A 20,517-nucleotide genomic window follows, 5' to 3' on the forward strand; every position below is an offset into this window, starting at 1 on the left:
TTGATCACGGGGACGCGGACGCGCCGGGCGGCGTGCCGGAGATGAGAGACCGCCGAGGTTAACATCACCGCATGCAGTGGTGGAATGATTTCGTGGATTGGCTCACTTCGTCCGACGCGCAGCCGGTGGTGTTCAACGCGGTGGTTCTCGCCGTCGCCGTGATCATTGCCGGACTGCTGGGCGCCTGGATCGCGCGCGGCGCGGTCAAAGGGCTGCTCTCCCGCACCGACCGTCAGCAGAAGGCGTCCGCCATCGCGGCGCTCGTCGACGCTGCGACGGAGGCCTCCGTCTGGAACTCGCTCACCCCGGGTGAGCAGGTGCTCTCCGACCGCGCCGTCGGCCAGGCCGACATCATGGTGCGACTGCTCCCGATCAAGGGCTCCGGCATCGCGGCGAACTGGGCAGGACACCAGCTCGCAGAGATGAAGCGTGCGTCTGCCACGTTCGGCTACCAGCTCGACCCGGCCATCGCGGAGTTCCGCGACCGCCTCATCGAATGGCAGAACAAGCCGAGCCGCGCGCGCCGCATCTTCCAGGGCGACCTCGAACGCTGGCGCTTCGAGAACACCGACACCGACCGCACGCTGATCGCACAACAGGATGCGTGGGTCGCCCAGCAGCACCACGAGCAGTATGCGCCGACCACGGCCGACACTGGCGACCAGACGGCACAGGCACAGGCACCGGCACCGGCCGGCCAGACGCAGCTCGCTACGACGCCGCTTCCCTCCTATGCGGCAGAGCGCACCGGCAGCGACACGGGCACCGGCCCCGTCGCCTCCGACACCGCCCCGACGTCGAAACTCAACCAGCCGGTCTGATCCGGCCCCGGTCCACGAAGAAATGGTCCAGGACTGCCACGGTGTGGCGGTCCTGGACCATTTTCGTGAGCGGCGAGGTCTAGCGCCTCAGCGCGAGTAGTCGCCTCGGCGATGCCACCACTCGTCGAACATGCTGGCGGGCAGCTGCCGTTTGTGCTCCGTGGCCAGGTAGCGCGCCTCGATGGTCTCCGCGACCCTGTCCGGCACGTCCTCGCCTTCGAGGAACGCGTCGATGTCGGCGTAGCTGAGGCCGAGGTTGTCCTCGTCGGTCTGGCCCGGGTTGTGGTCGAGGAGGTCGGCCGTCGGAGCCTTCGTGTAGAGACGCGCCGGCGCATCCAGGTACTCCAGGAGGGCGCGGCCCTGCCGCTTGCTGAGTCCGGCGAGCGGCAGGATGTCGGTGCCGCCGTCGCCGTACTTCGTGAAGAAGCCCGTAACAGCCTCCGCCGCGTGGTCCGTGCCGACGACGAGCAGGCGGCGCTGCCCGGCGATGGCGTACTGCGCGACCATCCTGGCGCGCGCCTTCACGTTGCCCTTGTTGAAGTCGGACATGTCGTCGCCGATCGCATCCAGGTATTCGTCCTCGATGCCGTCGACGCCGCGCTGGATGTTGAACGTCACCGTGCGCTGCGGCCGGATGAACGACAGGGCGAGCTGGGCGTCGTCCTCGTCGTGCTGCACCGCATACGGCAGCCGCACGGCGATGAACTCGGCGTCGATCCCGCGTTCGGCGAGGCGTTCGACGGCGAGCTGGCTGAGGCGGCCGGCGAGCGAGGAGTCCTGTCCGCCCGAGATGCCGAGGACGAGACCGGATGCGCCGGTCGTCGTCAGGTATTCGACGAGGAACCCCACCCGTTTCTCGACCTCGGCGGCGGGGTCGATGACAGGGCTCACGTTCAGTTCGTCGATGATTCTGGCCTGGAGTTCACGCATGATCATCACCATATCCCCGGTGCGTTTCCGCCGTGTGAACGGCCGCTGATCGCTCGCAGCCAGTAGCATCGGCGCATGGACCCCGCCGTCGGAACCATCGTGCTCGTCCCGCTGCTCGCGGTGGTGGCGTCGTTGCTGGCCACGGCGGTCGGCCGGGTGGCGAAGATCCCGCTCGTCGTGTTCGAGATCCTGCTCGGCCTGCTGATCGGCCCGGCCGTGCTCGGCTGGGTGCCGAAGTCGGACATGCTCGACGCTGTCGCCAACTTCGGTCTGGCGTTCCTGTTCTTCATGGCGGGCAACGAGATCGACTTCGCGGCGATCAAGGGACGGCCGCTGAAACGCGCGTCCCTCGGCTGGCTGATCTCGCTGGTGGCCGGGGTGGTCATCGGCATCCTGCTGTCCCCGGATGCGGTGACCGGCGTGTTCGTGGGGATCGCACTGACCTCGACCGCGCTCGGCACGCTGATGCCGGTGCTGCGGGATGCGGGCGAACTGAAGACGTCGTTCGGGCGCGCCGTCACCGCGGTCGGCGCCGTCGGCGAGTTCGGTCCGCTGCTCGCCATCTCGCTGTTCCTCAGCGGACGGAAGCCGCTCGCGGCCTCCCTGGTGCTGATCGCGTTCGCGGTGATCGCCGGCCTCGCCGTCTGGTTCGCCGCGCGCGGAGGGCACGAACGCTTCCACGGGCTGGTGCGGGCGACGCTGCACACCAGCGGGCAGTTCGCCGTGCGGTTCATCGTGATGGTGATCGCGGCACTGGTCGGGCTGAGCCTCGCGCTCGGGCTCGACATGCTGCTCGGGGCGTTCGCCGCCGGGGTGATCTGCCGGGTGCTGCTCTCCGGAGCCGCGGAGCCGGACGCGAAACTCGTCGAGGGGAAGCTCGAGGCGGTCGCGTTCGGCGTGCTGGTGCCGGTGTTCTTCATCAACACCGGGATCGGCTTCGACCTCCGCGCGCTCGTCACCGACCCGCACGCGCTGCTCCTGCTTCCGATCTTCCTGGTGCTGATGCTGATCGTGCGCGGGCTGCCGGGCTCGCTCGCCGCGCCGGGCGGGTCGACGTTCGCCGACCGCAGCGCGCTCACGCTGTTCAGCGCCACCGGTCTGCCGATCATCGTCGCGGTGACCAACATCGGGGTGGCGGAGGGCGACCTGAAGACCGGGACGGCCACCGCGCTCGTCGGAGCCGGGATGCTGTCGGTGCTCGCGTTCCCGATCATCGCGCTCACGCTGCGCAAGCGCTCCGCCGACGGCGGCCTCCGCCCACCGGACCCCGACCGCATCCCGATCGTCGGCTGACCCGCTGCACCCTCGCGACGGGGCGGGCGGCTAGGGGATGCGGGTGACGGCCCTGGCGAGGATGGCCGTGGTGAGCGCGTCGACCGGCTCGCGCGCGGCGGCGGGGTTGGAGAGCAGGGTGAAGTCGACGTGGCCGAGGTCGGGCAAGCCGAACCGGTTGGTGACCTTGATGAGGTCGGTGGGGATGAGCGACCGGGGGAACACCGCGATCCCGATACCGGCGCGCACCGCGGCCAGCACCCCGTTCACCTCGCGCGTGTTGCAGGTGATCCGCCAGGTGCGGCCGGCGGCCTCCAGCGCGTCGATCGTGATCTGACGGCTGATGCTCGGCCCCTGGTATGCGATCAGCGGCACAGGATGCTCGGGCTCCAGCACCGTCTTCTCCTGCCCCATCCAGACCAGCTCGTCGGTGGCGACGACCGTGCCCTCCGTCGTACCCGGGTTCTGCTTGATGAAGATGAGGTCGAGGTGCCCCGCCTGCAGGCGACGGTACAGCGGCGCGGACTGGTCGACGGTGAGCTCCAGGTTGATCTGCGGGTGCTGCTGCCGGAAGTGGCGCAGGATGCGCGGGAGCGTCGTGATCGCGAGGTCGTCCGCCGCGCCGAAGCGCAGTCGCCCGCGCATCGCCGAGCCGCTGAAGTAGCGGTCGGCCTCCGCGTGGGCCGCGAGGATCGTGCGGGCGAACCCGGCCATCGCGTCCCCGTTGTCCGTCAGCCGCACATCCCGGGTGTCGCGGGCGACCAGCTGCCGTTTCGCGGCAGCTTCGAGCCGTCGGACGTGCTGGCTGACCGTCGGCTGGCTGATCCCGAGCCGCGCGGCGGCCTTCGTGAAGCTGTGCGTGTCGGCCACGGCGAGGAAGGTGCGGAGCAGCACAGGGTCGAACATCGCGCATCCATTCGGTAATCCAATAGGAGTTATAGGTTCAATTCGCTGCAAGAATAGCTCAGGTTGCGTAACGTCGAAGGTGCAGAAACCTCATACGAAACTCGATACGCAGGAATACACGTGGCAAACTCCACCGCAGCAGCCCCACCGACCGGGCCCATGCCCGTTCTCAGCACGCGCCCACCGTGGCGGGAGACGTTCGTCTCACTGAAGGTCCCCAACTACCGCAAGTTCGCCGCAAGCAACCTCGTCGCCAACACGGCCGTCTGGATGCAGCGCATCGCGATGGACTGGCTGGTGCTCCAGCTCTCCGGCAGCGTCGCGGCCGTCGGCATCACCGTCTTCATGCAGTTCATGCCGATGCTCGTGCTCGGCCTGCACGGCGGCGTGATCGCCGACCGGTACAACAAGCAGAAGATCCTCATCGTCACGCAGACCTGCGCTGCGCTGCTGGCCGGCGTCCTGGCCGCGCTCACCCTCACCGGGCTCACCCAGGTGTGGCACGTCTACCTCATCTCGTTCCTGCTCGGACTGGTGACCGTGGTCGACAACCCCACCCGTCAGGTGTTCGTCAACGAGCTGGTCGGGCCGAAGTACCTGCGCAACGCGATCAGCCTGAACTCGTCCATCTTCCAGCTCGGCGGCCTCATCGGCCCCGCGGTCGGCGGCATTCTGATCACCGCGGTCGGCGGCGGCTGGTCGTTCGTGATCAACGCCGTCGCCTGCCTCGCCGTGGTCGGCTCGCTGCTCTCGCTCAACCGCTCGCAGCTGCACCACTCCCCTGCTGCCCCGCGTGCGAAAGGCCAGCTGGCCGAGGGCATCCGGTATGTGCGCCGCAAGCCCGTGATCTTCTGGACCGTCGTGATGGTCGCAATCATCGCCGTCTTCGCGTTCAACATGCCCGTGTTCCTCGCGGCGTACGCCAACAACGTCTACGACGTCGGCGCGCAGGGCTACGGACTGTTCAACGCGCTGGTCGCTGCGGGCGCGCTGGTCGGCGCCCTCGCATCCACTCGCCGCACGAGCGTGCGGCTGAGCATGGTGGTCGGCACGGCTGCCGCGCTCGGCTTCATCCAGGCCATTGCCGGATTCGCGCCGTCGGAGATCGCGTTCGGCGTGCTCCTGATCGGGATCGGCGTGGGCAACCTGCTGTTCATCACGGCGGCGAACTCGCTGGTGCAGATGTCGTCGAACGTGCAGATCCGCGGCAGGGTCATCTCGCTCTACATCCTGGTGCTGCTCGGCGGCCAGGCCATCGGCGGACCGTTCATGGGCTGGGTCGTCGAGGAGGTCGGGCCGCACATCGCGATGATGATCTCCGGCGTCGTCCCCGCGGTCGCCGCCGTGGTGATCGCCCTGCTGATCGCCAGGAGCGCGAGCCTGCGGCTCCGGTTCGGCCTGCGCGGCCGCCGCCCCACCATCGCCATCGTCAACAGGGCGGGCAAGAGCGGCGCGACGCTCTGAGGCCGACGGGCTGCGGTATCGTGGAAATCACGCCCCCGTAGCTCAGCGGATAGAGCAGGAGCCTTCTAATCTCTTGGTCGCAGGTTCGATTCCTGCCGGGGGCACCGCTGTGCAGTACGACTGGGCCGCACCGCCGCGCCGCGGCGAACCTGGGCTCAGACCGCTTTCGCCGCGGCGACCAGCACCTGCTGCAGCGTCGGAACGCCCTCCGCGCGGAACACCTCGTCGCCGGCAGCCGTCGCCACGATCACCGTGGGGGTGACCCGGATGCGGTCGGCCTCCGCGCTCTGCAGGTTGCGGGCGACGTCCAGCTCGGTCACGGTCACCAGCGGCACGAGCCGCGCCGCCTCGGCCAGCACGGCGCGCGTCTGCATGCACGGCTCGCAGAACGCCGACGTGTACAGGGTGAGCCGCACAGCGTCTCCGTCGGTGACGGGACGGCCAACGGCCGATGTCGAATCCACGGTTCCAGTGTACGTCCGGGGAACATCCGGAGACCATCGAGCCAAGCGGCGGCTGTCGGCACGCGCATCCCGGCACCGGTGGGCAGACTCGGGATGTGAGCCGTACAGCTTTCACCCGGTATGTCGCCCTCGGGGACTCGATCACCGAGGGCCTCTGCGACGCGCCGCCCGCGCGCGGAGCGCAGCACCCTGAACCGGCCGGGGCGTGGATCGGCTGGGCCGACCGCCTCGCCGCCATCCTCGACGGGGACGCCAGACTGGCGGGGCATCCGTTCGAGTTCGCCAATCTCGCCGTCCGGGGGCGTCGCATCGCCGACGTGGTCGACGGGCAGGTGCCGCACGCGCTGCGGCTCTCCCCCGACCTGGTCTCGGTGATGGTCGGCGGGAACGACCTGATGAGCCCGACCGCCGATCCGGATGCGCTTGCCTCGCGTCTCGACTCCGGCATCCGGTCGCTGCGGGAGGCCGGCGCGACCGTCCTGCTGGCGAACCTGTTCGACCCGCAGTTCGCGTTCTTCCTCAAGCCGTTCCGCGGGCGCGCCGCCGTCTTCAACGCCAACATCTGGAGCATCGCGCGGGACCACAGGGCCATCGTGCTCGACGTGTGGGGCGTGCGCGAGTTCCGCGAGAGCAGCATGTGGGCGAGCGATCGCGTGCACCTGAGCGCCCGGGGTCACCGGCTGCTCGCCGCGCACGCGGCGCACACGCTCGGCGTGCCGTATGCGGAGATCGCGGCGACGACCGCCGGAGAGGCGGCAGCCGATCAGCCGGTTGCCCCGCCGGAGGATATCCCGCTGCGCACCTGGCTGCGCGTGTACGCGATCCCGTGGGCGGCCAGGCGCATGCGGCGCATCTCCGCCGGGGACGGCATGGATGCGAAACAGCCGGTGCCGCTGCCCGTCGGAGGGCCGCACTAGACTTTCAGCATGGCAAATTCCTCGGATCGTCTGGTCTGGATCGACTGCGAAATGACCGGACTCGACCTCGAGGTCGACGAACTCGTCGAGATCGCGGTGGTCATCACCGATTTCGAACTGAACGTGCTCGACCCCGGCCTCAGCATCGTCATCAAGCCGGACGCGTCCGCGCTCGAGAACATGAACGACTTCGTGCGCGACATGCACACCACCTCCGGGCTGATCGACGAGATCCCGAACGGCAAGAGCCTGGCGGAGGCCGAGTACGAAGTGCTGGAGTACGTGCTCAAGTTCGCGCCGACCGCGCGCACGGCCCCGATCGCCGGGAACACCATCGGCACCGACCGGATGTTCATCGCCAAGTTCATGCCGCGCCTCGACAACCACCTGCACTACCGCAGCGTCGACGTGTCCTCCATCAAGGAGCTCTCCCGCCGCTGGTACCCGCGCATCTACTTCAACGCGCCCGACAAACACGGTGGGCACCGCGCTCTCGCCGACATTCTCGAGTCGATCCGGGAGCTCGATTACTACCGCCGCGCAGCGTTCGTGGGCGAACCGGGACCCACCACGGACGACGTTCAGAGCGTGTCGGCGGCCGTAGTGGAAAAATGGGCCCCGCGAATGTAATAGAATCGTCGAGTTGCTTTGTTCGGGACCGCGTTCCGGACGAAGACATGGTGGGTATAGCTCAGTTGGTAGAGCGCCTGGTTGTGGTCCAGGAGGTCGCGGGTTCAAGCCCCGTTACTCACCCAAGTTGAATGAAGCCCCCGCGCGAGTGCCGGGGGCTTCGTCGTTGGGCCGGGCTCTCAGTCCGCCGAGCGATGCAGCAGGAACATCCCGCCATGCACCGGGAGGTCCCGCCGCGAATCGTCCGTCTCCACGTACTCGTCGATCACCGCGACGATCCTGCGGTCCAGTTCCTCGATGTCCTCCGGCGACAGATGCAGGGAGAATCGCGCGTACGTGGCGATGGAGGACGGCCCCGCCTCCGCCAGCTCCTGCTGGAACGCCTCCACCGGCGCGAACCCCTCGCTCAGGTCCGACCCGGCCAGCGCATCCGACAGCCACCAGCTGCGCCCCGTCGAGCGGTACGGCTTCTCCAGCGCGCCGCTCTCCCCCGTGCGCACCGGCGCGGGTTCCAGGAAGCCCGCATCCACCAGCTGGCGCACGTGATAGTGCGCCGTGCCGGGATCGACGCCGAGGCGGTCGGCCAGCTGCTTGTTGGTCAGCTCGTACTGCCCGCACAGGCGCACCATGCGCACCCGCAGTGGATGCGCGAGCGCTTTCGTCTCCTTCACCGTCGCCGGGCGCCGCTTGGCGTCGACCGGATGGATGGGGGCGCTGTCGCTCTCGCTCATACGCAGACTCTACGCTTTGATCCGTCTTTCTCCCATCGATTGAGTTTTCTCAATCACTGTGTCATCGTTCTTCCATGACCTCGTCCCTCGGAGCGCCGTACTGGAAGCTGTGGACCTCGTCCGCGCTCTCCAACCTGGCCGACGGCGTGATGAAGGTCGCGCTCCCGCTCGTGGCCATCCGCTACACCGAGTCACCGGCGCTGATCGCGGGACTCGGCTTCGCGTTCACCCTGCCCTGGCTGCTGTTCGCCCTCACTGCCGGCGCCCTCGCCGACCGCTTCGACCGCCGGCGCCTGATGCTCATCGGCAACACGGCCCGCGCCACGCTGCTGGCCGCGCTCGTCGTCATCGCTCTGCTCGGCGGAGGATCCATCTGGATGCTCTACGCCGTCGCCCTGTTCGTCGGCACGGCGGAGACGGTCTACGACACCTCCGCCCAGTCGATCCTCCCCCAGCTCGTGAGCAGGGACGCGCTCTCGCGCGCCAACGGCCGCCTCTACGCCGCAGAGCTCACCACCAACCAGTTCGTCGGGCCTCCGCTCGGCGGCTTCCTCGTCGCATCCGGGATCGCCGTCGCCTTCGGGGCGCCCGTCCTGCTCTGGGTGCTGGCGATCGGGATGCTGCTGCTCGTCCGCGGGCGCTTCAGCACCGACCACCCCGGCACCACCACCATCCGCACCGACATCGCCGAGGGGCTGCGCTTCCTCTGGCACAACACGATCCTGCGCGTCCTGGCGATCATGGTCGGCGTCTTCAACCTGGCGTCGAGCGCCACCTTCACCGTGCTCGTGCTCTACGCGGTCGGCCCGAACTCTGCCATGAAACTGACCGACCCCGGCTACGGCCTGCTGCTCACCGCGTCCGCGCTCGGCAGCGTGCTCGGCTCCTTCGCCGCGGAGTGGGCGGAGCGGAGGCTCGGCCGGGCCAGGGCGCTCGCCCTCACCATCCTGGGCAGCGTGCTCACGGTCGCGACGCCCGCGTTCACGACCGACGCGTGGGTCATCGGCGCCGCGTTCTTCCTCGGCGGCATCACCGTGTCGATCTGGAACGTCATCACGGTCTCGCTCCGCCAGCGCATCGCACCGCCCCGCCTCCTCGGCAGGGTCAACAGCGCATACCGGCTGGTCGCCTGGGGCACCATGCCGCTCGGCGCGGCTCTCGGCGGTGTGATCGCCGAATTCTTCGGCCTGCCTGCGGTCTTCCTCAGCATGGGCGTCGTGGTGGTCTGCCTGCTGCTCGGGATGTTCTGGGTCACCGACACGCGCATGGATGCGGCAGACGAGGCCGCGGAACGCGAGCACGCCGCCGCGACCGCCACAGCCACCTCCGCCACCAGCGGGCCGTCCCCCGCCGAGGAAAACGGCCGCTGATCAGCAGCAACGCACACACGACTTTGCCAGGCTCCGTGCCTCTCGCGTCCAGACTGGACGTCTAACGTTGTCGGGTCGACGGCACTGTACGCCGTCGTGCCGTGCACCTGCCGCGCATCCACCCCCCAACCCCCGGATGCCCGCCGAACGTTTCGCGCGGCACACCCGCGTTGCGCACAGCACGCCATCGGACCATCAGGTCGCCGGTGGATCACGCCTGTGCCGGCGCGGTGTCAGCCCGCCTGGCCGCAGCCTCACCACTGCAGAGCCGTGCCTCCCCTGCGCCCGAGTGCGCAGAACGGCAGGCGGGGAAGCCCGTAACCAGGAACCACATGCCCCTCACTTTCAAGAACACCACCATCCCCTTCCGCCACATCGTCGCCGGCGTCACCGCCGCGCTGATGACGGCATCGCTCTTCGCTCCCGCGGTCGCCCAGCAGCAGAGCGAGAAGCAGACCCGCGAACTCTCCGAGTCCACCGGGATGCACCACGAACAGCTGGGCGTGTACGAGAGCATCGTGCGCCACCGGCTCGAGTCCGAGGCGAAGACCACCATCGTCGGCGCCACCCGCACCGTCGACGCATACGCGGCGAAGGCAGACCCGACGGCGGCCAAGACCGCCATCGCCGGTCTCGACAGCTATCACAAGCTCGACGACTCGACGCTCCGCACCACCATCGACAGCGCGAAGGCCGCGTCGGACGCCCTCGCGGCAGCGGCGGCGGAGGCAGACCGCAAGGCGGCGGAGGCCGCGGCGGCCGCACTCGCCAACGCCAACACCCCGGACGGCGCCAAGTCGGTCGCCCGCTCGCTCCTCGCCGCGCACGGCTGGGGCGACGACCAGTTCTCCTGCCTCAGCAACCTGTGGCAGAAGGAGTCCGGCTGGAACTACCAGGCGTACAACGCGGGCAGCGGAGCCACCGGCATCCCGCAGGCCCTCCCCGGAAGCAAGATGGCCACGATGGGCAGCGACTGGCAGACCAACGCCGGCACCCAGATCAAGTGGGGCCTCGACTACATCTCCCGCTCGTACGGCACCCCGTGCAGCGCCTGGTCGCACTCGCAGTCGGTCAACTGGTACTGATCCACGGCACGGGCTCCCGGTAGACTCGCGCGGGTGAACACCCCCACCGTCCAGGGAGCCCACCTCGTCGGCAGCGTCAACCTGCCAGACGCGGAGACCGTCTTCCGCACCGTCAGCACCCACCTCGGCGACCGGATGCACCGCATCCCGGATGGCGAGGTCGGTGAGCGGTTCTACTGGATCCAGTTCCAGACCAAGCGCTTCGACACGATGGGCGGGCTGTCCCGCATCCCGGTCGAGCCGTTCTACATCCGCGGTGTCTTCGACGGGCGCCCCTTCGTGATCGACGACGGGGTGTCCGCGGACGACCTTGTGTTCCCGAGCCTCGGTTACGCCGACGCGGCCCTGGAGTCGTTCGCGACCTTCGACAGGATGCGCGCGTCCGGCGAGATCGCGGAGGGCATCCGGTTCCAGGTGTCGCTGCCTACCCCGGCGGCCATTACAGGGGCGTTCGTGGTCGCCGAGCACCGCGCGGCGTTCGAGCCTGCATACGAGCGGGCCCTGTTCGCCGAGCTCCAGCGCATCGTCGACGGCATCCCGCACGACAGCCTGGCGATCCAGTGGGACACGGCCGTCGAGTTCGCCCTGCTCGAGTCGGCGAACATCCGGTCGCACCACGCCATCGTGCCGTGGTTCGACGACGTGCTCGGCGGCGTCGTCGAACGCGCCGTCCGTCAGGCTGCCGCTGTCCCGGCCGACGTCGAGGTGGGATACCACCTCTGTTACGGCGACGTCGAGGAGGCGCACTTCGTGCAGCCGACGGACGCCGGTCACCTGGCCGACGTGCTCTCCGGCGTGCTCGGCGCTGCGACCCGCCCGATCACCTGGTTCCACCTGCCGGTGCCGATCGAACGCGACGACGCCGAGTTCTTCGCACCGCTCGCCGGCGTGACCGTGCCCGAGCACACCGAGCTGTACCTCGGGCTGCTGCACCACGAGGACGGCGTCGACGGCGCCGAGCGCAGGATCGCGGCGGCGGCGGCCGTTCAGCCGAGGTTCGGCGTCGCGACGGAGTGCGGGTTCGGCCGCGGTCCGAGCGAGCGCACGACAGAACTGCTCGACCTGCACGCCGCCACCGCCCAGGCGTGGTGACCGTGCCGATCCAGCTGGACGCCGACGCCTTCGAGAGCCTAGTCACCGACGAGCTCGACGAGTTGCCGGACGAGATGGTCGACGGGCTCGACAACGTCGTGTTCGTGGTCGAGGACCGTCCGGAGGACGGCTCGCTCGACCTGCTCGGGCTGTACGACGGGGTCGCGCTCACCGAGCGCGACAGTTACGGCTTCGGCGAGATGCCGGACCGGATCATCCTGTACCGGGAGCCGCTGCTGTCGATCTGCGACGACATCGACCAGCTCCGTGAGGAGATCCACGTCACGCTGGTGCACGAGATCGCGCACTTCTACGGCATCGACGACGCCCGCCTGCACGAGCTCGGCTGGGCCTGACCGGCTCGGCCGGCCCGGCCCGCCAGCTGCCCGCCTAGAGGGACTCTTCCTCTTTCTCGGTCTCGACCGGGTCGCTGTCCGGGGCGTCGAACGAGTACGACACGTACTTCTCGCCGTTGACGGTGCGCTCGGCGCCCGCCACGTACCAGAACAGCGACTCGAGACCCTCGATGGCCGCCACGGCGCCGATGCGCTCGTCGACTTTGCCGTCGATCAGGAGGCGTCGCTCGGTCGTTCCGGCCAGGGGGCCGTCGACGTATTCGACGATGTACTCGGTCTCAGTCTGTTCTGCTGCGGTCATGCCTCAACGTTAGTCCTCTGCGCTGCCTGCCGGGCTGCGGCCAGCGGCCAGTCGGTCACGTCGAGCACGAGCGAGGCGTTCTCCCTCGGGCGTTCGCGCGCGAGGTAGTGCTCGAAGTCGTGCTGCCACTGGTCCCAGTGGGTGGCGAAGGAGAGTCCGTCGCGGGCGAGCGCGCGCTCTTTTCGCAGGGCGTCGTCCGCGTCGAGCCAGAGCGCGAGGTCGGCGAGCCGCGCGTTCGCACGAGCGAGCGTCCCGCATCCCTCGACGATGAGGGGCGCGTCGCCGTCGACGGTGTGCCACTCGGCGGGGGCGTCGGCCGCCCAGTCCCAGCGTCGCCACCGTCCGGCCCCGGATGCGCGGAGCGGCGCGAGCAGGTCCGTCCCGACCGCCTCGCTCGCCGCATCCAGGCCGCCCCAGCCCGGGTACAGGTCGTCCATCCGCACCAGCCGTGGGGCGACGTCGCCCGGCCAGTCCGCCAGCAGCAGGTCGGCGAGGGAGCTCTTCCCCGCCCCGCTCGGCCCGTCGATGAGCACGACCGGCGCCGCCCGGCGCGCGGTCGCATCCCGGATCGCTCGCTGCAGCACATCCCGCAGCCGCAGCTCGGCGTCACGCACCGAAGACATGCCACGTCCCCGCTGCGATGGCGGCGCCCGCCGCGGTGACCGCGACGGCTGCGGCGACGGAGAGCGCCCCCCAGTCCCGCCCGCGGAACACGCTCTGCCGCGCCCAGGTGCGCACGGTCGACGCCCCGAAGCCGCGCGCCTCCATCGCCGTCGCGAGCTTGGTGCCCCGGCGGATCGACAGCACGAACAGGGCGAACGCCTGGCCGAGCATCCGGCGGAGCGCTCCGGACTCGGAGATGCCGCGGGCGCGCCTGGCGAGGCTGAGCGCGCGCCAGTCGTCGACGAACAACCCGACCAGCCGCAGCCCGGCCAGGCCACCGAGCACGAACCGCGCAGGAAGGTGAAGCACCTGCGCGAGGCCGTCGGCCAGGTCGGTCGGGTCGATGGTGATGAACAGCAGCACGGCGGGGAGGCCGATCGCGAGGATGCGCAGGGTGGTCGCGACCGCCAGCTGGATGGAGCCGTCGCTGATCTCCACGAACATCCACTGCACGTAGACGACGCCGCTGGTGCGACCGTAGAGCAGCGTGGTGATCCCGGCGAGCGGCGCGGCGATCCAGACCGGAGCCGTGCGCAGCGCGAGCACCCGGAACGGGATGCGCGAGAAGCACAGCAGCACCAGCTCGAGGCCGAGCGCGACCGCGGCGGAGACGATGTCGATGGACAGCAGCAGCACCACCGTGACGATGAGGGCTGCGCCCAGCTTGGCGACCGGGTTGACGGCGCCGAGCGGTCCCTGGCGTACGGGGGCGATGATGCTCACGCGCGCACCTCCGTTCCGGCGCCGAGCGCGAGCCTGGTCGCGCCGATGGCGGTCACGAACTCGTTGTCGTGGGTCGCGGCGACGATGGCGTGCCCCTCGGCGCGCAACTCGGCGATCATCGCGACCAGGCCGGCCCAGGTGTTGGCGTCCTGGCCGAAGGTCGGCTCGTCGAGCACGAGAACGGTGGGCCGGGTGGCGAGGGCCGTCGCCACCGAGAGGCGGCGCTTCTGGCCGCCGGAGAGGGTGAACGGGTTCGCGTCGGCGAGCGGTGCGAGCGAGAGCCGGTCGAGCAGCTCGTCGACCCGCGCGGTCACCGCGCTCTCCGGCTCGCGCAGGACGCGCGGCCCGATGGCGAGCTCGTCCCGGACCGTGGAGGCGACGAACTGGTGCTCCGGATTCTGGAACACGCTGCCGATGCGGGTGAGCAGGTCGCGCGAGCGCCACGCGGAGGGCTCCTGCCCGGCCTGACCGGCGAGGGCCGCCTCGGCGCGCAGCACCCCACCGAGCGGAGGGAGCAGGCCGCCGAGGGTGAGCGCCAGGGTCGACTTGCCCGCGCCGTTCCTGCCGACGAGGGCGAGCGCCGAGCCCTCGGCGATGCGCGCATCCACCCGGTCGGGCAGTGCTGCCGCGGCGAGGTCATTCCGGTTGTCACGGCCGCGCCTCCCCCGCCGGGCGCGACGAACGACGGCAGGACCGCGGCCGAACGCCAGCGCGTCGGCGGTCAGCAGCGGTGCGCCGGTGACGACCTCCCTGGCGATCGGCACGGGTTCGTCGGGCAGCCAGACGCCCGCCGTCCTCAGCTCGTTCGAGGTGTCGGCGAGCACGGCATCCGGATGTCCGTCGGCGAGCACACCGCCGTCGGAGGCGAGCACGATCACCCTGTCCACGATGCCGCGCCAGACGGCCACGCGGTGCTCGACCACGATCAGCGTCGCCCCGGTGGCCTCGAGCACGGACTCGACAGCCTCACGCACCTCGATCACGCCGTCCGGGTCGAGGTTCGCCGTCGGCTCGTCGAGCAGCAGCAGTCCCGGCCGCATCGCCAGCAGCCCGGCGAGGGCGAGCCGCTGCTTCTGACCGCCGGAGAGCTCCGCGGTGGGGTGGTCGAGCGGCACCCGGAGCCGCACCGCGTCGAGCGCATCCCGCACCCTCGGCCAGATCTGCTCGCGCGGCACGCCGAGGTTCTCGCAGGCGAAGGCCACGTCATCTCCGACGCGCGCGAGGATGACCTGCGAGTCCGGGTCCTGCAGCAGCAGCCCGCTCGCCCCACGCGCATCGGCCGGGCGCCGTCCCCCGACGGTGACGGACCCGACGGTCTCCCCGTCGTCGTCCCCGCCGAGCACCCCGGTGAGGCCGGCGAGCACGGTCGACTTGCCCGCCCCGGATGCGCCGAGCAGCAGCACCCGCTCCCCCGGCTGGATGCTCAGGCTCAGTCCGCTGACCGCCCACGCGTTGCGCCCGGCATAGCGCCAGCCCCAGTCGTCGACCCGAACGGCGACCGGGGCTGACGGTCCGCGCAGACCATCCGCACTGCCTGCGATGATCAGACCCTGCCTGTCGCCTCGCGACCGGATGCGAACCTGCTGAGCGCGCCGGTCTTCGCCAGCGCGCGCACGAGCAGCCAGGAGAGCAGCCCGGCCACGACGATGCCGGAGATGGTCGTGGTGATCGTGTACGTCACGACGAAGCCGAGCTTGGAGCCCGGGTACCAGTAGAGGAGGTCGAGGATCGACTCGGCGATGCCCGCTCCTGCTCCCGCGAGCAGCGCGACGGGCAGCCGCCAGTTGGCGTAGAGGAACAGGGCGAAGACGATCTCGACGCCGAGGCCCTGCACCAGCCCGGAGATGAGCGTCGCGAATCCCCACTGCGTGCCGATCAGCGCCGACACGGTCGCGGCGACCAGCTCGGTGTAGATCGCAGCACCCGGCTTGCGGATGATCAGCGCACCGAGCACGCCCGCGAACAGCCACGGCCCGTTCAGGATGCCCTGGAAGCCCGGGAGCACGGCGCTCACCGGACCGGAGATGGGGTTGTCGAGCTGTCCCCAGACCCAGAAGACGACGCCGGAGGCGACGGCGACCACGCTGGCGACGACGATGTCGACGACCCGCCATTTCAGGACGCGCGTGCTGCGATCGGCTGTGGTGCTCGGAGAGAGTGTTGCGTGCACTGTTCGTGCCCTTTCGTTCGTGGAAAGAGGGCACGGGATTCGAGAATGTCTCCCTGCGCTGGCATGATCCAGATCAGGTTCAACGGTCGAAACTTGAGAAGTTTCCTCTCAGCCCGGCTCACCGGACTCCCGTGTTCGCGTTCAGTCTACTTCTTCAACGCCCGGATGATGCGTGCCCAGGCGTGGCCGGCCACCCAGACGAACGGGATGGCGACGGCGAGCAGCGTGATGATGTTCGGACGGAAGTGCACACCGGTCTCGTCGTTGATGTACGCACCGAACGGGATGCTCACGCCTCCACCGCCCGCTCCACCGGGGGCGTCGGCGTCCTCGCCCTCCCCGGCCGAGCCTGCGCCGAAGCCGTACTGCACGGCCGCGACAGGGACGATGGTGGTCCCGTCGATCTCCACGGGCTCGCCGTAGACCGACTTGATGCCGTTTGAGCTGATCGTTTCCGCGAGCTTCAGGGAGATGTTGGTCATGCAGCAACCGTACCCTCCCGCTCCCAGGCTCACCAGGGCAGTGCTCAGCCTCTGTCCAGCGTTTGCGGCAGGTTCTCAGCGGTGCACCGTGAATAATCGTGCGAGTGTCGATGATCCGTTCCAGCCGTGGCCCGCGCGGCATCGTCACAGGCCTGCTCGCCCTCATGGTGGGCGCACTGCTGCTCTGGCACGGTCTGCTGCCGAACATCGTGGGGTCCGCGTCGCTGATCGAGACCTTCCTGCCGTGGCTCGGCGGGGTCATCCTGCTGCTCGGCATCGCCTCTCTGCTGCGGCTGTCCCTGTTCGGCGGGCTCTGCGTCGCGGCGGCCGCCGCGGTCTGGGGCAGCATGTTCCTGCCGACCATCCTGCCCGGGATGCACGCGGGAGCGCCGTCGCTGACCGTCGCGAGCGAGAACATCCACGCCCAGAACACCGCGGCGGGCGCGATCGCGAAAGACCTCGCCGACCGCGCGCCGGACGTGATCGCCCTGCAGGAACTCGACGCCACCTCGCGGGAGACGGTCGCGGGCGTCCTCGCCCCCGGCTACCCGCACAGTGCCGTCGTCGGCACGGTCGGCGTCTGGAGCAAGTACCCGATCAGCGACGAGCAGCGGCTCGACCTCGGCCTCGGCTGGGACAGGGCGGTGCGGGTCGACCTGGCGACGCCGGGAACGCCGACGCGCGTCTACGCGGTGCACATCGCGTCCGTCCGGCCCGGCGCATACCAGTCGCGCGACACGATGCTGTCGCAGCTGGCGGAGACGGTCGCCGCGGACGACGCGGCGAAGCTGATCGTGGTCGGCGACTTCAACACGGCGAGCACCGACAGGAAGTTCCAGCCGCTGCTGTCCACGCTTACCGAGGCGCCGGACAGCACGCTCGGCTTCGGCTTCACCTGGCCGGCCGAGTTCCCGGTCGCCCGGCTCGATCACGCGCTGGTGCGCGGCATGACGAACGTGTCGAGCGACGTGCTGCCGGACAACGGCAGCGACCACCGCGGCATCATCGTCGGGCTGCGCTGACCGGTCACGCGCTCAGCCTGCTGCGCTGACGCTCAGTCGCTGAGCCAGCGCGGGTTGCGGCCATCGTCGGCCGCCACGTCGGCGTCCGGCTGCCGCTTCACCAGGGAGGCCGGTCCGATCATCCCGCGCCCGAACCGTGCGCTGACCGCGTCGAGCGTTCGCTCGGTCTCGCGCCACTCGTCGTCCGGATCCCAGAGCGCCAGGCTGTCGCCTCCGCCGTCGAGCAGCTGCTCGGCGCGTACGCCGATGAGACGGATCGGGGTGCGGCCGAGGTCGAGCCCTTCGTAGACCTGCCACGCCTCCTCGAAGATGCGCCTGCCGACGTTGGTCGGCTCGCCGAGGGTGCGCGAGCGCGTCACCGTGCGGAAGTCGGAGAACCGCAGCTTGAGGGCGACGGTGCGCCCGACGAACCCGTGCTTGCGCAGCCGCTCCCCCACCTGGTTGGACAGCCGCAGCAGCTCGCGGCGCAGCAGATCCTGATCGGACACGTCGGTCTCGAACGTCATCTCGTGCCCGACGCTCTTCTCGCGGGTCTCCGTGACCACCGAGCGGGGATCCCTGCCGTTCGCGAGCTCGTGCAGTTTGCGTCCGGAGGCGTCGCCCACCGCCTTCTGCAGCACGTGCAGCGGTGCGTCGGCGAGGTCGGCGACCGTGCGCATCCCGAGTCGTTCGAGCGCCTGCTGGGTGCTGGCGCCCACGCCCCAGAGCGCCCCGACCGGCAGCGGGCGCAGGTAGGAGATGATCGCGGACTCCGGGATGACCAGCACGCCGTCCGGCTTGGCCCGGCCCGAGGCCAGCTTGGCCATGAACTTGGTGGGCGCTGCGCCGACCGAGCAGCTGAGGCCGGTCTCCGAGTACACGCGCGCCCTGATCAGCTCGGCGATGCGGCGCGGCGACCCGAGCAGCCGCCTGGCGCCCGCGACGTCGAGGAAAGCCTCGTCGATGCTCAGCGCCTCCACCAGCGGGGTGACCTCGGAGAAGATCGCCATGACCTTCTCCGAATACTCCTTGTACTTGTGCATGTGCGGCGGCAGGATGATCGCCTGCGGGCAGAGCCGGAGCGCCTGGGAGACGGGCATCGCGGAGCGCACCCCGAACTTGCGCGCCTCGTACGTCGCGCTGGTCACGACCGAGCGCGGGCCGGGGTGACCGACGATGGCGGGCTTGCCGCGCGCATCCGGTCGGTCGAGCAGCTCGACGGAGGCGAAGAACGCGTCCATGTCGACGTGCAGGATGGTGGCGGACGAGTCGTCGATTGGCTCGGTGGTCACCCGCCTGTCGTTGCCGTCCGCTCGTCCCACCAGACAAGCTTGCCACGTGCCGCCGACAGTGTCGTCGGGTAGCGTGAGCATCATGGAATTCAGGTACCTCGGCAACAGCGGACTCAAGATCTCCGAGATCATCTACGGCAACTGGCTCACCCACGGCTCCCAGGTGGAGAACGACATCGCGACGCAGAGCGTCCGTGCTGCACTGGATGCGGGCATCACCACCTTCGACACCGCGGACGCGTATGCGAACACGGCGGCGGAGAAGGTCCTCGGCGACGCGCTCAAGGCCGAGCGCCGCGCCTCCCTCGAGATCTTCACGAAGGTCTACTGGCCCACCGGCCCCAAGGGCCACAACGACGTCGGGCTCTCCCGCAAGCACATCTTCGAGTCGATCGACGGCTCCCTGGAGCGTCTCGGCACCGACTACGTCGACCTCTACCAGGCGCACCGGTACGACTACGAGACGCCGCTCGAGGAGACGATGCAGGCGTTCGCCGATGTCGTGCGCGCCGGAAAGGCGCTCTACATCGGCGTCTCCGAATGGAACGCGGAGCAGCTGCGCGCCGGTGCGGCGCTGGCGAAGGAGCTGAACTTCCAGCTGATCTCCAACCAGCCGCAGTACTCGATGCTGTGGCGGGTCATCGAGGGCAAGGTCGTCCCGGCCTCCGCCGAGCTCGGCATCTCGCAGATCGTCTGGTCGCCGGTGGCGCAGGGCGTGCTGACCGGCAAGTACCAGCCGGGTGAAGAGGTGCCGGAGGGCAGCCGCGCCGCGGACAGCAAGGGCGGCGCGAACGCGATCAAGTCGTTCATGAACGACGACGTGCTCACCGCCGTGCAGCGCCTCCGCCCGATCGCCGACGAGCTCGGCATCACGATGGCGCAGCTCGCCGTCGCCTGGGTGCTGCAGAACCCGAACGTGGCCGGAGCCATCGTCGGAGCATCCAAGCCGGAGCAGGTCGCCTCGAACGCCGCTGCAGCGGGCATCCGCCTCTCCGGCGACGTGCTCGCCCGCATCGACGAGGCCGTCGGCGACGTGGCCGTCACCGACCCGGCAGAGACCGTCTCCCCCGCTCAGCGCCCCGCCTGATCGGCGAGGAGCTAGACGAGGGCGGCGACGACGGGGGCGAACCAGGCGCGGAAGGCGTCGGAGTCGTCTCGGAGGGTCGTGCTGAGGATGACGGAGTGCGGGCCGACGATCCAGGCTCCGCGCTCCTCGAGCGGGAGCACGGAGAGGTCCAGCCGGAAGTAGCCGGCCTGCCTCCGCAGCTCGTGCTCGCGGTCGCGCACCACATCCACGATGTCGGCCGCGCGCCTGGCGTGCGTCTGCGCGCTCGCCCTGGCGTACTCGTCGTGCCGCTCGGTCGCCCACAGCAGCGCCTCGTCGAAGTGCTCCAGGATGAGGTCCTGCAGCTCGATCGCCCTGTCGAACGCCGAGAAGTGCGGAGGCTGAAGCAGCGACCCCGCCGCCCTCCGCTCCCTGTCGACGGTGAACTCGAACCACGCCAGCCACTGCTCGGCCAGCGGGCTGCCCTCCGCTCCGGGATGCGCTGGGCGCCGCCGGGCGGGAAGCACGGGGAGCGCACCGGTCGCCGGATGCAGCACGGGAGCGACCGCCGGCGTCAGCCGCGGGATCACGGGGTCGCCGACCCCGTCGAGGTGTCCGAGGTCGCGGAGGGCGAGCGCCATCAGCAGGTCCCAGGGACAGTCCTCGGTGACCTGCCATCGAAGGGTGCCCTCGACGAACATGCCGTCATTGTAGGAGCGTCCGCCGCGCGGGGCCAGTGATTGCGGGTAAAGGGCACGGCCCGCCCTCCCGAAGCCGGGGAGGGCGGGCCGTTCGGACGACG

23 protein-coding genes, 2 tRNA genes and 1 riboswitch are annotated in these 20,517 nt (G+C 69.9%); of the genes, 13 read left to right on the forward strand and 12 right to left on the reverse strand.

Annotated features, from left to right (window positions below; all coding sequences use genetic code 11):
• Nucleotides 1–92 precede the first annotated feature (92 nt).
• Nucleotides 93–821 (forward strand): hypothetical protein, encoded by a 729-nt coding sequence (locus AC1ROC_RS03685; protein WP_247597380.1) that lies wholly within the window; start codon nucleotides 93–95, stop codon nucleotides 819–821.
• An 87-nt stretch (nucleotides 822–908) separates the two neighbouring features.
• Here the strand turns inward: AC1ROC_RS03685 and nadE are convergent, their stop codons facing one another.
• Nucleotides 909–1,751, reverse strand: a complete 843-nt coding sequence (gene nadE / locus AC1ROC_RS03690) for an NAD(+) synthase (RefSeq protein WP_085368609.1) — start codon at nucleotides 1,749–1,751, stop codon at nucleotides 909–911.
• Between the two features lie 75 nt (nucleotides 1,752–1,826).
• On the opposite strand from nadE, the gene AC1ROC_RS03695 reads away from it, so the two are divergent.
• Nucleotides 1,827–3,044, forward strand: a complete 1,218-nt coding sequence (locus AC1ROC_RS03695) for a cation:proton antiporter (RefSeq protein ID WP_492998179.1) — start codon at nucleotides 1,827–1,829, stop codon at nucleotides 3,042–3,044.
• Nucleotides 3,045–3,074: 30 nt separating this feature from the next.
• On the opposite strand, the gene AC1ROC_RS03700 is transcribed toward AC1ROC_RS03695, so the two are convergent.
• A complete protein-coding gene (locus AC1ROC_RS03700) occupies nucleotides 3,075–3,929 on the reverse strand; it encodes a LysR substrate-binding domain-containing protein (RefSeq protein ID WP_085368509.1) in 855 nt (284 codons plus the stop codon).
• Between the two features lie 159 nt (nucleotides 3,930–4,088).
• Between AC1ROC_RS03700 and AC1ROC_RS03705 the strand changes: the two genes are divergently transcribed.
• Both AC1ROC_RS03705 and AC1ROC_RS03710 read left to right on the forward strand, forming a co-directional pair.
• A complete protein-coding gene (locus AC1ROC_RS03705; protein ID WP_168690844.1) occupies nucleotides 4,089–5,393 on the forward strand; it encodes an MFS transporter in 1,305 nt (434 codons plus the stop codon).
• A gap of 31 nt (nucleotides 5,394–5,424) precedes the next feature.
• A tRNA-Arg gene (locus tag AC1ROC_RS03710) sits at nucleotides 5,425–5,497 on the forward strand.
• Nucleotides 5,498–5,548: 51 nt separating this feature from the next.
• Here AC1ROC_RS03710 and AC1ROC_RS03715 read toward each other — a convergent pair.
• Nucleotides 5,549–5,857, reverse strand: a complete 309-nt coding sequence (locus AC1ROC_RS03715; protein ID WP_085368511.1) for a thioredoxin domain-containing protein — start codon at nucleotides 5,855–5,857, stop codon at nucleotides 5,549–5,551.
• Between the two features lie 95 nt (nucleotides 5,858–5,952).
• Between AC1ROC_RS03715 and AC1ROC_RS03720 the strand changes: the two genes are divergently transcribed.
• The 3 genes from AC1ROC_RS03720 (at nucleotide 5,953) to AC1ROC_RS03730 (ending at nucleotide 7,527) form a co-directional block, all read left to right on the forward strand.
• Nucleotides 5,953–6,774 (forward strand): SGNH/GDSL hydrolase family protein, encoded by an 822-nt coding sequence (locus tag AC1ROC_RS03720; RefSeq protein WP_492998182.1) that lies wholly within the window; start codon nucleotides 5,953–5,955, stop codon nucleotides 6,772–6,774.
• A 9-nt stretch (nucleotides 6,775–6,783) separates the two neighbouring features.
• Nucleotides 6,784–7,404, forward strand: a complete 621-nt coding sequence (orn, locus tag AC1ROC_RS03725; RefSeq protein ID WP_085368513.1) for an oligoribonuclease — start codon at nucleotides 6,784–6,786, stop codon at nucleotides 7,402–7,404.
• Nucleotides 7,405–7,454: 50 nt separating this feature from the next.
• Nucleotides 7,455–7,527, forward strand: a tRNA-His gene (locus AC1ROC_RS03730).
• Nucleotides 7,528–7,583: 56 nt separating this feature from the next.
• Here the strand turns inward: AC1ROC_RS03730 and AC1ROC_RS03735 are convergent.
• Entirely contained in the window at nucleotides 7,584–8,135 is a 552-nt protein-coding gene (locus AC1ROC_RS03735; protein ID WP_492998185.1) for an ArsR/SmtB family transcription factor, read from the reverse strand.
• 74 nt (nucleotides 8,136–8,209) lie between these two features.
• Here AC1ROC_RS03735 and AC1ROC_RS03740 point away from each other — a divergent pair, with 74 nt between their 5' ends.
• The 4 genes from AC1ROC_RS03740 (at nucleotide 8,210) to AC1ROC_RS03755 (ending at nucleotide 12,038) form a co-directional block, all read left to right on the forward strand.
• Complete coding sequence (locus AC1ROC_RS03740; RefSeq protein ID WP_492998187.1) at nucleotides 8,210–9,505, forward strand: MFS transporter; 1,296 nt, start codon at nucleotides 8,210–8,212, stop codon at nucleotides 9,503–9,505.
• A 332-nt stretch (nucleotides 9,506–9,837) separates the two neighbouring features.
• Entirely contained in the window at nucleotides 9,838–10,590 is a 753-nt protein-coding gene (locus tag AC1ROC_RS03745) for an aggregation-promoting factor C-terminal-like domain-containing protein (RefSeq protein ID WP_085368516.1), read from the forward strand.
• Nucleotides 10,591–10,623: 33 nt separating this feature from the next.
• On the forward strand, nucleotides 10,624–11,682 hold the full coding sequence (locus AC1ROC_RS03750; protein ID WP_492998189.1) for a hypothetical protein: 1,059 nt from the start codon (nucleotides 10,624–10,626) through the stop codon (nucleotides 11,680–11,682).
• A 2-nt stretch (nucleotides 11,683–11,684) separates the two neighbouring features.
• Nucleotides 11,685–12,038: a metallopeptidase family protein gene (locus AC1ROC_RS03755; RefSeq protein ID WP_492998190.1), complete on the forward strand. Its 354-nt coding sequence runs from the start codon at nucleotides 11,685–11,687 to the stop codon at nucleotides 12,036–12,038.
• A 34-nt stretch (nucleotides 12,039–12,072) separates the two neighbouring features.
• On the opposite strand, the gene AC1ROC_RS03760 is transcribed toward AC1ROC_RS03755, so the two are convergent.
• From AC1ROC_RS03760 to AC1ROC_RS03785, 6 genes are all read right to left on the reverse strand, one after another.
• Complete coding sequence (locus tag AC1ROC_RS03760; RefSeq protein ID WP_085368518.1) at nucleotides 12,073–12,339, reverse strand: hypothetical protein; 267 nt, start codon at nucleotides 12,337–12,339, stop codon at nucleotides 12,073–12,075.
• Nucleotides 12,336–12,962: a nucleoside/nucleotide kinase family protein gene (locus AC1ROC_RS03765; protein ID WP_492998192.1), complete on the reverse strand. Its 627-nt coding sequence runs from the start codon at nucleotides 12,960–12,962 to the stop codon at nucleotides 12,336–12,338. The genes AC1ROC_RS03760 and AC1ROC_RS03765 overlap by 4 nt, the downstream gene beginning before the upstream one ends.
• The gene (locus tag AC1ROC_RS03770) at nucleotides 12,946–13,725 is read right to left on the reverse strand and encodes an energy-coupling factor transporter transmembrane component T family protein (RefSeq protein WP_492998194.1); all 780 of its coding nucleotides are present in this window, start codon (nucleotides 13,723–13,725) and stop codon (nucleotides 12,946–12,948) included. The genes AC1ROC_RS03765 and AC1ROC_RS03770 overlap by 17 nt, the downstream gene beginning before the upstream one ends.
• Entirely contained in the window at nucleotides 13,722–15,266 is a 1,545-nt protein-coding gene (locus AC1ROC_RS03775; RefSeq protein WP_492998914.1) for an ABC transporter ATP-binding protein, read from the reverse strand. Before AC1ROC_RS03775 ends, AC1ROC_RS03770 begins: the two co-directional genes overlap by 4 nt.
• A gap of 2 nt (nucleotides 15,267–15,268) precedes the next feature.
• The gene (locus AC1ROC_RS03780; protein ID WP_085368521.1) at nucleotides 15,269–15,895 is read right to left on the reverse strand and encodes an ECF transporter S component; all 627 of its coding nucleotides are present in this window, start codon (nucleotides 15,893–15,895) and stop codon (nucleotides 15,269–15,271) included.
• Between the two features lie 33 nt (nucleotides 15,896–15,928).
• A riboswitch (TPP riboswitch) is annotated at nucleotides 15,929–16,029 on the reverse strand.
• 12 nt (nucleotides 16,030–16,041) lie between these two features.
• Complete coding sequence (locus tag AC1ROC_RS03785; protein ID WP_085368522.1) at nucleotides 16,042–16,377, reverse strand: GerW family sporulation protein; 336 nt, start codon at nucleotides 16,375–16,377, stop codon at nucleotides 16,042–16,044.
• 110 nt (nucleotides 16,378–16,487) lie between these two features.
• On the opposite strand from AC1ROC_RS03785, the gene AC1ROC_RS03790 reads away from it, so the two are divergent.
• Nucleotides 16,488–17,399: an endonuclease/exonuclease/phosphatase family protein gene (locus AC1ROC_RS03790; RefSeq protein ID WP_168689308.1), complete on the forward strand. Its 912-nt coding sequence runs from the start codon at nucleotides 16,488–16,490 to the stop codon at nucleotides 17,397–17,399.
• A gap of 32 nt (nucleotides 17,400–17,431) precedes the next feature.
• Here AC1ROC_RS03790 and dinB read toward each other — a convergent pair whose 3' ends face one another.
• On the reverse strand, nucleotides 17,432–18,700 hold the full coding sequence (gene dinB / locus AC1ROC_RS03795; protein ID WP_492998197.1) for a DNA polymerase IV: 1,269 nt from the start codon (nucleotides 18,698–18,700) through the stop codon (nucleotides 17,432–17,434).
• A 52-nt stretch (nucleotides 18,701–18,752) separates the two neighbouring features.
• On the opposite strand from dinB, the gene AC1ROC_RS03800 reads away from it, so the two are divergent.
• Nucleotides 18,753–19,757 (forward strand): aldo/keto reductase family protein, encoded by a 1,005-nt coding sequence (locus AC1ROC_RS03800; RefSeq protein ID WP_492998199.1) that lies wholly within the window; start codon nucleotides 18,753–18,755, stop codon nucleotides 19,755–19,757.
• Between the two features lie 11 nt (nucleotides 19,758–19,768).
• On the opposite strand, the gene AC1ROC_RS03805 is transcribed toward AC1ROC_RS03800, so the two are convergent.
• Nucleotides 19,769–20,416, reverse strand: a complete 648-nt coding sequence (locus AC1ROC_RS03805) for a hypothetical protein (protein ID WP_168689305.1) — start codon at nucleotides 20,414–20,416, stop codon at nucleotides 19,769–19,771.
• Between the last annotated feature and the right edge of the window lie 101 nt (nucleotides 20,417–20,517).

It is taken from the genome of Leifsonia sp. GW821-FHT13C05 (genome assembly GCF_058806515.1).

Excerpts from the sequence above, each read along its gene's own strand:
- AC1ROC_RS03800 (WP_492998199.1), top strand. The coding sequence starts at position 18,753 with ATGGAATTCAGGTACCTCGGCAACAGCGGACTCAAGATCTCCGAGATC.
- AC1ROC_RS03790 (WP_168689308.1), top strand. The coding sequence starts at position 16,488 with ATGATCCGTTCCAGCCGTGGCCCGCGCGGCATCGTCACAGGCCTGCTC.
- AC1ROC_RS03705 (WP_168690844.1), top strand. The coding sequence starts at position 4,089 with ATGCCCGTTCTCAGCACGCGCCCACCGTGGCGGGAGACGTTCGTCTCA.
- AC1ROC_RS03695 (WP_492998179.1), top strand. The coding sequence starts at position 1,827 with ATGGACCCCGCCGTCGGAACCATCGTGCTCGTCCCGCTGCTCGCGGTG.
- orn (WP_085368513.1), top strand. The coding sequence starts at position 6,784 with ATGGCAAATTCCTCGGATCGTCTGGTCTGGATCGACTGCGAAATGACC.
- AC1ROC_RS03700 (WP_085368509.1), bottom strand. The coding sequence starts at position 3,929 with ATGTTCGACCCTGTGCTGCTCCGCACCTTCCTCGCCGTGGCCGACACG.
- AC1ROC_RS03735 (WP_492998185.1), bottom strand. The coding sequence starts at position 8,135 with ATGAGCGAGAGCGACAGCGCCCCCATCCATCCGGTCGACGCCAAGCGG.
- AC1ROC_RS03765 (WP_492998192.1), bottom strand. The coding sequence starts at position 12,962 with ATGTCTTCGGTGCGTGACGCCGAGCTGCGGCTGCGGGATGTGCTGCAG.
- AC1ROC_RS03760 (WP_085368518.1), bottom strand. The coding sequence starts at position 12,339 with ATGACCGCAGCAGAACAGACTGAGACCGAGTACATCGTCGAATACGTC.
- AC1ROC_RS03745 (WP_085368516.1), top strand. The coding sequence starts at position 9,838 with ATGCCCCTCACTTTCAAGAACACCACCATCCCCTTCCGCCACATCGTC.
- nadE (WP_085368609.1), bottom strand. The coding sequence starts at position 1,751 with ATGCGTGAACTCCAGGCCAGAATCATCGACGAACTGAACGTGAGCCCT.
- AC1ROC_RS03805 (WP_168689305.1), bottom strand. The coding sequence starts at position 20,416 with ATGTTCGTCGAGGGCACCCTTCGATGGCAGGTCACCGAGGACTGTCCC.
- AC1ROC_RS03785 (WP_085368522.1), bottom strand. The coding sequence starts at position 16,377 with ATGACCAACATCTCCCTGAAGCTCGCGGAAACGATCAGCTCAAACGGC.
- AC1ROC_RS03740 (WP_492998187.1), top strand. The coding sequence starts at position 8,210 with ATGACCTCGTCCCTCGGAGCGCCGTACTGGAAGCTGTGGACCTCGTCC.